At 59.3% G+C, this 12,306-nt stretch carries 9 protein-coding genes; 5 read left to right on the forward strand and 4 right to left on the reverse strand.

The features are described from left to right. The first annotated feature begins 88 nt into the window (after positions 1-88). Positions 89-1,681, forward strand: a complete 1,593-nt coding sequence (guaA, locus tag HMPREF2605_RS02645) for a glutamine-hydrolyzing GMP synthase (RefSeq protein WP_070688570.1) — start codon at positions 89-91, stop codon at positions 1,679-1,681. Between the two features lie 225 nt (positions 1,682-1,906). Here guaA and HMPREF2605_RS02650 read toward each other — a convergent pair whose 3' ends face one another. Continuing rightward, positions 1,907-2,383 carry a hypothetical protein gene (locus tag HMPREF2605_RS02650; RefSeq protein ID WP_070846830.1) on the reverse strand — a complete coding sequence of 159 codons (477 nt, stop codon included), beginning with the start codon at positions 2,381-2,383 and terminating at the stop codon, positions 1,907-1,909. A 378-nt stretch (positions 2,384-2,761) separates the two neighbouring features. Here HMPREF2605_RS02650 and HMPREF2605_RS02655 point away from each other — a divergent pair, with 378 nt between their 5' ends. Next, positions 2,762-3,730, forward strand: coding sequence for an AEC family transporter (locus tag HMPREF2605_RS02655; RefSeq protein ID WP_070846831.1), 969 nt, complete (start codon positions 2,762-2,764; stop codon positions 3,728-3,730). Between the two features lie 122 nt (positions 3,731-3,852). Here HMPREF2605_RS02655 and HMPREF2605_RS02660 read toward each other — a convergent pair whose 3' ends face one another. The 3 genes from HMPREF2605_RS02660 to HMPREF2605_RS02670 form a co-directional block, all read right to left on the reverse strand. Continuing rightward, positions 3,853-5,658: a glycoside hydrolase family 13 protein gene (locus HMPREF2605_RS02660; RefSeq protein WP_070846832.1), complete on the reverse strand. Its 1,806-nt coding sequence runs from the start codon at positions 5,656-5,658 to the stop codon at positions 3,853-3,855. A 126-nt stretch (positions 5,659-5,784) separates the two neighbouring features. Further along, positions 5,785-7,599 (reverse strand): glycoside hydrolase family 13 protein, encoded by a 1,815-nt coding sequence (locus tag HMPREF2605_RS02665; RefSeq protein ID WP_070846833.1) that lies wholly within the window; start codon positions 7,597-7,599, stop codon positions 5,785-5,787. 73 nt (positions 7,600-7,672) lie between these two features. Next, complete coding sequence (locus tag HMPREF2605_RS02670; RefSeq protein WP_070846834.1) at positions 7,673-8,551, reverse strand: endonuclease/exonuclease/phosphatase family protein; 879 nt, start codon at positions 8,549-8,551, stop codon at positions 7,673-7,675. A gap of 418 nt (positions 8,552-8,969) precedes the next feature. Between HMPREF2605_RS02670 and HMPREF2605_RS02675 the strand changes: the two genes are divergently transcribed. From HMPREF2605_RS02675 to HMPREF2605_RS02685, 3 genes are all read left to right on the forward strand, one after another. Beyond that, entirely contained in the window at positions 8,970-10,607 is a 1,638-nt protein-coding gene (locus HMPREF2605_RS02675; protein ID WP_049353733.1) for an alpha-glucoside-specific PTS transporter subunit IIBC, read from the forward strand. A gap of 264 nt (positions 10,608-10,871) precedes the next feature. Further along, positions 10,872-11,672 (forward strand): MurR/RpiR family transcriptional regulator, encoded by an 801-nt coding sequence (locus HMPREF2605_RS02680; protein WP_246828158.1) that lies wholly within the window; start codon positions 10,872-10,874, stop codon positions 11,670-11,672. A 97-nt stretch (positions 11,673-11,769) separates the two neighbouring features. Further along, positions 11,770-12,228, forward strand: coding sequence for a cell shape determination protein CcmA (locus HMPREF2605_RS02685; protein WP_070642894.1), 459 nt, complete (start codon positions 11,770-11,772; stop codon positions 12,226-12,228). The last annotated feature ends 78 nt before the right edge of the window (positions 12,229-12,306 follow it).

The raw sequence follows: 12,306 nt of genomic DNA on the forward strand, positions 1-12,306 counted from the left end.
GGCATTCAACCCCACAACGCGATAGCGTAAAATAGATATATCCCCGCGCAAGTGCGCGGATTAGTACCAACACGTTGAGGTAATTTTCGTGACCAACTCTGTGAACCTGGACCAGCTCGAAGAGCGTCCCGTCCTGGTGGTAGATTACGGTGCACAGTACGCGCAGCTCATTGCTCGTCGCGTGCGTGAAGCCGGCATCTACTCCGAAATCGTCCCCCACTCCATGAGCACCGAGAAGATGCTCGCCAAGAACCCGGCAGCTATTGTGCTCTCCGGTGGCCCCTCCTCGGTCTACGCCGATGGCGCACCCAAGGGCGACAAAGCCCTGTTCGAAGCTGGCGTGCCGATCTTCGGTATCTGCTACGGCTTCCAGGTGATGGCTCAGACCCTCGGCGGCACCGTCGCCCAGACCGGTCTGCGCGAATACGGCGCAACCGACGCTGTGGTCTGCGCTGAGAACTCCTCCTTCCTCACCGGCACCCCCACCACCCAGAACGTGTGGATGTCTCACGGCGACTCCGTGACCGAAGCCCCCGAAGGCTTCGAGGTGCTGGCAAAGACCCCCGGCGCATCCGTGGCAGCATTCGTGGACGAGTCCCGCAAGCTCGGCGGCGTGCAGTGGCACCCCGAGGTGAAGCACTCCGACTATGGCCAGGTCGCTCTGGAGAACTTCCTCTACAATGTGGCAGGCCTGAAGCCTACCTGGTCTACCAACAACATCATCGAAGAGCAGGTCGCAAAGATCCGCGAGCAGGTCGGTAACGACCGCGTTATCTGCGCGCTCTCCGGCGGCGTTGACTCATCCGTGGCAGCAGCACTTGTGCACAAGGCTGTTGGCGACCAGCTCACCTGCTTCTTCATCGACCACGGTCTGCTCCGTGAAGGCGAGCGTGAACAGGTTGAGCAGGACTACGCAGCATCCATGGGCATTAAGGTCATCACCATTGACGAGTCGGAGCGTTTCCTCTCCGCACTCGAGGGTATCACCGAGCCCGAGGCGAAGCGTAAGGCTATCGGCCGCGAGTTCATCCGCTCCTTCGAAGAGGCACAGCGCAAGCTGATTGCCGAAGCAGGCGAAGAGGGCGCAGACATCAAGTTCCTGGTCCAGGGCACCCTGTACCCGGACGTTGTCGAGTCCGGCGGCGGCGACGGCACCGCAAACATTAAGAGCCACCACAACGTGGGCGGCCTCCCCGACGACCTGACCTTCGAACTGGTGGAGCCGCTGCGCACCCTGTTCAAGGACGAGGTTCGCGCTATCGGTCGTGAGCTCGGCGTTCCCGAGAAAATCGTGGCACGTCAGCCGTTCCCCGGCCCCGGCCTGGGCATCCGCATTGTCGGCGAGGTTACCCGCGAGAACCTGGAGACCCTGCGTGCCGCTGATGCTATCGTGCGTGAAGAGCTGACCGCAGCAGGTCAGGACGAGCACATCTGGCAGTGCCCCGTGGTTCTGCTGGCTGGCGTTCGTTCCGTGGGTGTTCAGGGTGACGGCCGTACTTACGGCCACCCGATTGTTCTGCGCCCGGTCTCTTCGGAAGACGCAATGACCGCTGACTGGTCGCGCCTGCCGTACGACCTGCTGGCTAAGATCTCGAACCGTATTACGAACGAGGTCAAGGACGTTAACCGAGTGGTGCTGGATGTTACCTCCAAGCCCCCGGGAACCATTGAGTGGGAGTAATCCCGCTGTGGGCTACCTAGCTTTGTAGCTGGGAGCCTGTGAAGGAGCCGCCCGGTGCATCCTGCTGTGATGCGCCGGGCGGCTTCTTGCGTAAGAACATGTAGAAAATTTCTGGGCGGATATTTTTGAATTTATAAAAAATCGTCTATTTATTTAAACTGCGAGTCTAAATAAAAACGCACTCCAAATAAATACCCTAAAAAACTACACCAAGAAATAAACCTATTAGTGCGGGTGATGCGGGTGACGAATCGAATCACGCCAATGAGCGCTCGACCCCAACCCAAAATGCAGAGCAAAAAACGTGCCAAAACAGCAGAACCCAAACGCGCACGCCATATACACGCCGTAGGTCAGCATCATAAACTCGGAATCGTGACTCACGCCCGAAGCGACATTCAACGCCAACGAGACGCCCAGAATCACAAGCCATGCGACGCTTGCCACCGCAATCAACCAGGACAGTAGGCTCAGTACCGGGTGCGGGACCCTAAACGTGCGCTCCTCGACAAGGGCTTCTGAGGGGGTAACACGGGATGCGGGGGTAGCCGCTGAGGCGCTCGTAGCGGCGGACGCGGAACGCCGCGGGATACGCACCCCGGTGTGGGGATGGGCGGCGCGGCGCGGGGTTTTCTGACGCGCTACCTTGGGGGAGGGGACACCCCCGGAGTCGGAAGGGCTGGAGAGGTAAGGCTGCTGCATTGCGTGCTCCCGGCGAGATCTTGAAGGGAACTAATCCTGCTGAGTTCGCTTCGTGAGGGTATGGACGGCAGACGAGTTCATACGGTAGGAAATGCAATCTCTGCGTATTTCTAGAGTAAATTTGATGTATAAAAAATACGAGGGTTTCGGCAAATATGATGCAATATGACGCGAAAATTTCGAAATGGCATCCCGTGAAATGCTCAACCTTAATCTGAATGTATAGGCGGGCGATATTAGACAGGCTCACATTCTCGAGAATATTCCTCGCCAACCCGTCCTCGGTGCCCGAACGTGAGACCATGGAAAGGCGGCCTAGCGCAACGGCGCGGTGCGCATCCAAAATAAGGGCCAACGCGGTGACCGAAGGAGCGTCTTGTGGGAATCATCCTGCCCCTCATCTACCTGGTTGCAGGGCTGACGCTGGCCCTCACCCTGCCCGAGCACCGGGGCAGACAGCTCAAGGAATGGGCCTCGGCCCTGCTGACCCGCTGGATTATTCCCGCCGTCATCATCTACACGGTCGCCACCAGCCGCCCCGAGCTGTTCTTTGTTGCCGCGTCCACCATGGTTATGATGCTCCTCGGTGTGCTCGGTGCCGGGCGGATTACCCGAGATCCCGTGCAGAAGCTCGCCTTCGTCTATCTGAACGCCGGGCTCTTCGGCATCCCCGTGGTCGCGGGCATCTGGGGCGATGAGGCCGTGCGCGTCTACATCGGCGCGTATATCGGCAACTCCATCATGGGCAATATTCTGGGTACCTCGCTGCTACGGGGCGACTCGAGGGCCGAATCGGGTGAAGGTTCCCCACCCCGTACGGCCACCGCCGCGAGCCACGACGCAACCATCCGCAGGGTACTGCGAGGGCTGCGCACGAGCCCGCCCGTTATCGCCGTGGTAATCGGCCTGCTCTGCCTGCCCGCAGGGCACTTCCTAAGCGTTCACGGGGCCGGGTTCTACCGGGTGCTGACCTGGGTCTTCAGCTTTATCGGAATGATCGTTCTGGGCATGTGGCTCGGTGCCGCCAAGCTGCACCGCGCAGACCTGACCCGGGCCGCCGGATGGGGGGTGCTCCGCGCCGCGCTCGTGAGCGTCTACAGCCTCGGCGTGCTGGCGCTCGCCCGTTGGGCGCACGACGCGGCGGGCATGCACTTCGACCAGCTACTGGCCTACCCGCAGGCGCTCTTCATCCTGGGAGTCCTGCCGCCTGCCGCCAATATCGTGATCCTTGAGACCCACTACCGGCACGAGGGCACCGCAGCCCCCGTCATCGCCGCAGGGGCGGTCGTCAGCGTCGGTCTTATCGCGCTGGCGGTGCCGATTCTTCAGCTTGCGTTCTCCGGTTAGCCGGAGCCGAAACGAGCACACAACGAGTGGGTACAGCAAAAGGAGGGCGGGGATCGTACAATCCCCGCCCTCCCGCGGTTCTACGCCGACCTAGAGGTCAGCAGCCGTCAGACAGCTTTCGTCTATCGAACGATGTGGTAGACCTTCGCCTCGTAGGGGCGCAGGGTCGAACCCGCATCGTCCTTGTAGTTGGAGCTCACCAGCTCAACACGAGCACCAGCCTCGCGTGCCTCGTTCAGCACGGCGAAGTCGCGCTCCTGCTCCTCGGCGGTGAAGTTCGAAATCACCAGCAGAGACTCGTTCGCGGGGGAACCATCCGCGCCACCGGTACGGGTGTAGGCGTACACGGCCTCGTCCTCATCGTGCGGAACCTGAACCGAATCCACCGGAGCGAAGGAGGCGTAAACCATCAGATCCTTCAGCTCACCGCGGCGCAGAGCCACCAGCTGCTGGTAGTGGTAGAAGATCGAATCCTCATCCGCCAGAACAGCCTCGGCGTTGATTTCGGGGTAGTTCGGGTTCACGTTAATCCAGGTGGTCACGCCCTCGGGGCTGAAGCCGGCGTTTGCCGAAGCATCCCACTGAACCGGGGTACGAGCGTTATCGCGGCCCTTGATGTAGATCGCCTGCATTGCCTCTTCGTGGCTCAGACGCTTGTGGTCAACGTGCATGTCCTCGTAGAAACGGATCGAGTCACCATCGCGGTAATCCTCAATCGAATCGAACTTCACGTTGGTCATGCCAATTTCTTCACCCTGGTAAATGTACGGGGTGCCCTGCATGAAGTGCAGAGTGGTCGCCAGCTGCTTAGCGGACAGGGTGCGGAACTCATCCGAATCGTTACCGAAACGGGAGACCACACGCGGCTGGTCGTGGTTGTTCCAGTACAGCGAACCCCAGGCGTTACCCTCCAGGGTGGTCTGCCAGTCGTTCAGGATGCGCTTGAGCTCGGTCAGCTTGTACGGCGCGTAGGACCACTTGCCGCCCAGAGAGCCGTTCGGGTCGTTATCCACGCCCATGTGATCGAAGTGGAAGATCATGTTCAGCTCACCGGTGTGGTAGCCAGCCCACAGCTTAGCGTCCTCGGGGCTGGTTGCGCTGGTCTCGCCCACGGTCATCACGTCGTAGCGGCTGAAGGTCTCGCGGGTCAGTTCCTTCATCCACGGGTGCACCATGGTGCCGTTAGAGATGACGAACGGAATCGAGGAGGTGTGCTTCTCGAAGTCGGTGGAGGGGTCATCCGGGAAGCCCTCGGGCTTGGAGATGATGTTGATAGCGTCCAGACGGAAGCCGTCAACGCCCTTGTCCAGCCACCAGCGGACCATGGAGTATAGATTCTCGCGAACCTTCTCGTTCTCCCAGTTCAGGTCGGGCTGTTCCTTGAAGAAGATGTGCAGGTAGAACTGGCCGGTTGCCTCGTCCCACTCCCACGCCGGGCCACCGAACTCGGATGCCCAGTTGTTCGGAGGAATCGGGTTGCCGTCCTCGTCGAAGCCCTTCGGATCCTTCCAAATGTAGTAGTCGCGGTAGGGGTTGTCCTTAGACGAGCGGGACTCCTTAAACCAGGGGTGCTCATCGGAGGTGTGGTTCGCGACCAGGTCCATCAGAATCTTGATGCCGTGCTTGTGGGCGGTTTCAAGCATCTCGTCAAAGTCTTCCATGGTGCCGAAGTCACTCATGATGGCGAAGTAGTCAGAGATGTCATAGCCGTTGTCCACGTTCGGCGAGTCGAACACGGGGGAGAGCCAAATGACGTTGATGCCCAGCTTAGCCAGGTAGGGCAGCTTCTCGGTGATGCCCTTCAGGTCGCCAATACCGTCGCCGTTTGCGTCGTTGAAGGAACGGGGGTACACCTGGTACACCACGGCTTCCTTCCACCACTGGCGGCCTTCGTAGGAGGGAACCTGGTATGCCTCGGAATTGCTCATAATTGCCTTTCTGTACCGGCGGGTTACGCCGAAGAGGGAAAAGGTGTCTGTGATTAAAGTATAGGGCGAGGGGGACCGGAACGTCCGTGTCTGGTCCCCCTCGCGCACCATTATTTTGGGGCGTGCCTACTCGGCGTTACCGAAGAGGTAGACCTTAGCCTCGTAGGGGCGCAGCAGGGTGCCCTCGTCGGTGAACTCGCGGTTCTCATCGCGGTAGTTCGAGCTAATCAGCTTCGGGGCGTTCTCGATAGCCTTCAGCTCGTTCGGGGAGAGAGCCTGCGAGTTGGTCAGAACCACCGAATCCAGGTTGCCGCCCGCGTAGTTCAGCTGAACGGTGTCATCGGTGAAGTTAGCTACGACCAGCAGGGCGCGCTCGCCGGTTGCAGCGGCGTCCTCATCGGAGTTCACGCGCAGGTAGGCGTAGACCTGCTCGTCCTCTTCATCCAGGAGGCGGTACTCACCGGTCAGGACGATTGGGTGCTCGCGGCGCAGGCTAATCAGGTCGCGGTAGTGGTAGAACACGGAATCCGGGTCTGCGAGCTCTGCTTCTGCGTTGATTTCGGTGTAGCGCGGGTTCAGCTTCAGCCACGGGGTGCCGGTGGTGAAGCCTGCGTTCTCGCCGGCGGTCCACTGCATGGGGGTGCGTGCGTTGTCGCGGCCGGAGGCGCTGATGTAGCGCAGCATGTCCTCGGCGGAGACGCGGCCCGACTCTTCAACATACTTGCGCCAGGAGTCGTGAATTTCCAGGTCGTTGTAGTCCTTGACGTCGTCGAAGAAGACGTTGGTCATGCCCAGCTCTTCACCCTGGTAGATGTAGGGGGTGCCCTGCATCAGGTGCAGTACGGTGCCCAGCATCTTGGCGCTGACGGTGCGGTACTCGGGGGAGTCGTTACCGAAGCGGGAGACGGTGCGGGGCTGGTCGTGGTTGTTCCAGTACAGAGAGTTCCAACCGCGGCCGTGCAGACCCTCCTGCCAGTGGGTGAGGACCTTCTTCAGGTCAACCAGGTTGAAGCGGCGGTCGGACCACTTGCCCGTCACGCCGCCCTCGGAGGCGTCCACATCCATGTGCTCGAACTGGAAGACCATCTGCAGCTCGTTGCGGTCGAAGCCGGTGTAGAGAGCGGCGTCGTCCACGGTCACGCAGGGGGTTTCGCCCACGGTCATGACCGGGTACTTGCTCAAGACCTCGCGGTTCATCTCCTGCAGGAATTCGTGCACGCGCGGGCCGTTCGCTGCGACAGCCAGGGAATTGTCGAGGCCGCCAGCGAGGACTGCCGGGTCCTCGGGGAAGGAGAGGTCCTTAGAAATCAGGTTGATGACGTCCATGCGGAAGCCGTCCACGCCCTTGTCCAGCCAGAAGCGCATGATGTCGTAGACCTCTTCGCGGACCTTCGGGTTCTCCCAGTTCAGGTCGGGCTGCTTGACGGAGAAGTAGTGCAGGTAGAACTGGCCGGTCGCCTCGTCCCATTCCCACACGGAGGGGCTGAAGCAGGAAATCCAGTTGTTCGGCGGAATCGGCTTGCCGTCCTCGTCGAAGCCCTTGGGGTCGCGCCAGATGTAGTAGTCGCGGTAGGGGTTGTCCTTGGAGGAGCGTGCCTGCTTGAACCATTCGTGCTCGTCGGAGCTGTGGTTGACGACCAGGTCCATCATGAGCTTGATGCCGTGCTTGTGCGCGGTTTCGAGCAGCTCATCGAAGTCTTCCATGGTGCCGAACTCGGCCATGATGGCGCGGTAGTCGGAGATGTCGTAGCCGTTGTCATCGTTCGGGGAAGCGTAGATGGGGGAGAGCCACAGCACCTGAATACCGAGCTTGGCGAGGTACGGAATCTTCTCGGTAATGCCGGGCAGATCGCCGATGCCGTCGCCGTTGGAGTCGTTGAAGGAGCGGGGGTAAATCTGATAGACCACCGGTTCCTGCCACCACTGGGTCTGGTTCGTCATTGTTCTTCCTTCCCTTGGTATGGATGAGTGTTGTGTGGGGCCGCTCTGTGGGCGGCTAAAGTCTGATGCCCTTTTAGGACTGGGTGGTGAGGGGCGTCAGGAGGCTCTCCGGTGCCCAGCTTTCAGGGTCAATCTCCAGGAGCAGACCGCTGTGGTCGGAGATTGCCTCGGGGGAGTTGTCGCGGAAGACCACCGCGTGCGAGTTGACCGTGAGCAGGCGATCGGCGAAAACGAAGTCGATGCGCTTGGCATCCGTGCTACCTTCCCAGCCGGCAATTTCGCGGTGGACGGTGTTCTCGCCGTTAGTGTGCTCAGCCAAGGAGCGGGTGTCAATCATGCCGCTGGAGGTGACGAACGCGTAGCCTTCGTCGCTCAGGTGTGCTGCGGAGTTGAAGTCGCCGCCGAGCAGTACCGGGGCGGTGCGGGCGCACTCGGCAAGCTCCTGCGAGAGGTGTGCGTATTCCTGGGCGAAGAGGGGCTCGCCGTCGAAGTCCCACCAGGACATGTGGGTGGTGGCGCACCAGAAGGTGCCCGTCTCAGTTTCGATGAGTGCTGCCTGGGCGGCGCGGCGCTGTACCTGGTGGTAGCCGTAGCCGGGGGACATATTGATGGGCTTGATGCCGCGAATCGGCAGGCGCGAGAGGATAGCTACGCATTCGTCGTAACGGTCCCAACCGAGGTGGGTTTCGGTGAGGGTCCATTCGTAGCGGGCGCCCATTTCGTTGAGTGCCTGCACGAGCAGCAGGGCGTAGTTGTCTTCGCGGACTGGAATACCCGCGCCGCCGCGGTAGTTGAGGGGCTCCTTCACCACGGGGGTGGAGGTGAGCTGGTTGACTTCCTGCAACGCAATGACGTCCACCTGCTGTTCAATAATGAACTTGGCGAGGGTACGGATCTTGGCAATCTGGTGGATTTCGCACCAGCTGTGCGTATTGAGGGTGAGGAAGCGCATGTATCTAAGTCCGGGGTATGTGTGAGGTTGAAGAATGATATGCGCACCGCGTATTGAGGTGGTGAGTGTTTATGCACTCTGACCTATGGGTGCACTGTTTATGCTATCGATTCTGTGGGCTGAGTAATAGGGGAAAAGTCGCATCCGCCCTCAGTATTTTTAACCAGTGCCGGGAGATGTTTCAGGTTCTGAAAAACTCTTTCAAAACTCACAGTTTTGGTACCTGCGGGTAGGTAATACCTGGCATTATTGTTTCTGTCTAAAACACATTCGGCATTTAGCGCACGCAGGATATGTGGCACCCGTCTCATATACTTTCGTTTGGAGGTATAAAGATGCAGCGTGACCATCGCAGGCTGGCAATGATCGCCAACCCCTGCGTCCGCTCACTCGACAACCCGAAAGGGCGTATAGCCTCATGATGGAAAAAGTACAGAGGTTCGGCTCTGCCATGCTGGCACCCGTTCTTCTCTTCGCATTCGCTGGCCTCGCGGTCGGTATTGCGATCATTGCACAGAACGGCGACCTGATCCCCCTCGCTGCTGACAAGGAAAGCGCGTGGAACCACTTCTGGTCCGTTTGGGAGTCCGGCGCATGGACCGTCTTCAACCAGATGGAACTGCTCTTCGTGATTGGTCTACCCATTGCACTGGCAAAGACCGCTAACGCACGTGCAGTGATGGAAGCTGCAATGGTCTACCTGACCTTCAACTACTTCGTCGGCACCATGCTCAAGGTATGGGGCAAGGGCGGCACCGGTTTCTTCGACCTGGACTACACCACCGACATCTCTAAGAGCGCGGCAGGTACCGGTCTGAAGATGATCGCCGGTATCAAGACCATGGACACCGGTATCTTCGGTGCAATCATCATCTCCGCAATCGTGGTGTGGGCACACAACCGCTGGTTCGACAAGAAGCTGCCCGACTTCCTCGGTATCTTCCAGGGTTCCCAGTACGTCTACGGCGTCTGCTTCTTCCTGATGATGCCCGTGGCATTCCTGTTCTCCTGGCTGTGGCCCTACGCTCAGCACGGCATCTCCTCCCTGCAGGGCTTCTTCATCGCATCCGGCGCACTCGGCGTGTGGGTTTACACTTTCCTCGAGCGCTTCCTGATTCCGACCGGTCTGCACCACTTCATCTACTCCCCGTTCGTCTTCGGTAACGTTGTTACCCCGAACGGTATTGCTAAGGACTGGCCGACCCACCTGACCGAGTTCGCAAAGAGCGACAAGCCCCTGAAGGAACTGTTCCCCGGCGGCGGCTTCGCACTGCACGGTAACTCCAAGGTCTTTGCACCCATCGGTATCGCAGCGGCGTTCTACACCACTGCTCGTCCCGAGAAGCGCAAGGAAGTTCTCGCTCTGATGATCCCCGTCTGCCTTACCGCAATCCTGATCGGTATCACCGAGCCCCTCGAGTTCACCTTCCTGTTCCTGGCACCCCCGCTGTTCCTGGTCCACGCAATCCTGGCAGCATCCATGGCAGCAATCATGTACCAGCTGGGTCTGGTTGGTTACATGGGTGGCGGTCTGCTTGACTTCCTGTTCCAGAACTGGATTCCGCTGTGGGCAAACCACTCCGGCACCTACCTCATGCAGATTGGTGTGGGCCTGTGCTTCACCGTCCTGTACTTCCTGATCTTCCGCTTCATGATTCTGAAGTTCGACTTCAAGACCCCCGGTCGTGAAGAAGACGGCGGCGAGACCAAGCTCTACAGCAAGGCAGAGTACAAGGCAGCTAAGGCTGCTGAGAAGAACGGCGGCGCAGCTGCTGAGTCCGCTGACGGCGACCTCTACGCACCCCGTGCAGCTGGCTTCCTCGAACTGCTCGGTGGCGCAGAGAACATCACCACCGTGAACAACTGCGCAACCCGCCTGCGTGTCTCCGTTGCTGATGAGTCCCTCGTCAGCCCCTCGGATGCAGACTTCAAGAATGCAGGCGCTTTGGGTCTGGTCCGCAAGGGCAAGGCATTCCAGGTGATCGTCGGCATGGACGTTCCCCAGGTTCGCGAGCGTTTCGAGACCATGGTGAACGAAGCTAAGACCCTCTCCTAAGAGACTTCAGCTTTCAACCGCCTGACGGTATGATGCCTCATAAGGTATAGACTTCGCCGGCGGTATCGGATAACACCGATGCCGCCGGCGAAGCTGTACCCGGGCGCGTGCCTGGACACATGCCCAGCTCAAATCTGTACGAGACCCCACTCAAAGTGAGGGATGACCATCCCCACCCACCCTGGCCGATGACCCTAGAGCGTGTACTATTTATATATTGCTCACCATCGGATTCAGGAGCTTTGAGTGGATTTACAAGACGTCGTGAATGCGAACCAGCACCGGTTCAGTGAAACTGAACGGGAAATTTTGGCATTCATGCTAGAAAATGAAGAGTTCGTTGCGGAGTCAACGATCAACTCTTTGGCACATAAAACGTATACTTCGACCAGCTCAATTATTCGCCTGACGAAGAAGCTGAACTTCTCCGGATTTGCTGAGTTGAAGTACTTCATTAAGTCCTCTCTGAACCGCAGCGAACCCTTCAACCCGCGGTTCATCGAGAGTGGCCGCGAAGACATTCAGCGCACCTACGACTACCTCGAGCACATGGAACTGAGCGGACTGCTCAAGCGCATCCATGAGGCTCGCACTGTGTACTGCTTCGGTACCGGCTACGCGCAGCGCAATGCCGTGCAGGAATTTACCAAGTCCATGCAGGTATGCGGTAAGTTCTGCCAGGTCATCCCGGCACGTAATGAGTTCGAAAGCGCCATGAACAATATGACCCAGGACGACGTGGTCATCATTGTGTCCTTCTCCGGTCAGACCGAGAACATGCGCGAACACATTAAGATGCTGGCGCTACGCCGCATCCCCATGATTGCGGTGACCGCCATTGGTGTGAACTACATGTCCTCGCACGCCGAGTACTCCCTGCACTACCAGACCACCCCCACCCAGATCAGCACCCAGCGTAAGCCCTACTACTCCTTCGTTGCGCTGTCGGTGCTGCTGGACTACATCGTGCGCCGCTACATTGAATTCGTTGAGAATGAGCGCCGCGAGTCCCTGCAGGACCAGGTGGACGACGCCCTCAACGCTGGGGACGAAACCGACGCCTGACAAGGCATTACTGTGCCCGCCTGTGCCCACCTGCTTCTTCACTCACTCCTCCTGAATCCGACCGAATCCGCCTGAGACCATCTGAAAGAGACACCCTGTGACCGCAATTTTCGCGCTCATCGAAAACACCGAGAAGATGCGTAAGTACCTGTTCTGGTACCTCATGATTATCCCCGCGCTGCTACTGCTGTGGATTGCTCTGGGCGCAGCGAACTCCCAGATGGACTTCCAAGCAGCCCTGAAGATTCCCTTCTTCACCGTGGCATTCCTGAACGCCTGCCTCAGCCTGCTGCTGGGCGGCACCCTCAAGTTCGCGGGCGCGGAGAATGAACGCACCGAACGAGCCTACGCCCTGTACCTGACCATTCTGCTGGTCATCATCGGTAACCTGCCCGGCGCGATTCTGAGCTTCTTCCTCTTCCGCTCCCTGCGCTTCGGCAACCTGGAAGGCGAGCTGGCGCCCAAGTACCGTTGGGCGCTTCTGCCCGCCCTGGTCTTCTACGTATTGGTGACCGTAGTGCTGCTCGTCGCCAACATCGCAATGTGGTCGAAGTAAGCACGTAGGAAAAGACAGCAAGCACGCAGGCGCGCACTGACACCCGCCCCGCTTAAGGCACAGCATGAGGCACACCGG

This window comes from Rothia sp. HMSC065C03 (assembly GCF_001837295.1).
Lineage (GTDB): Bacteria > Actinomycetota > Actinomycetes > Actinomycetales > Micrococcaceae > Rothia.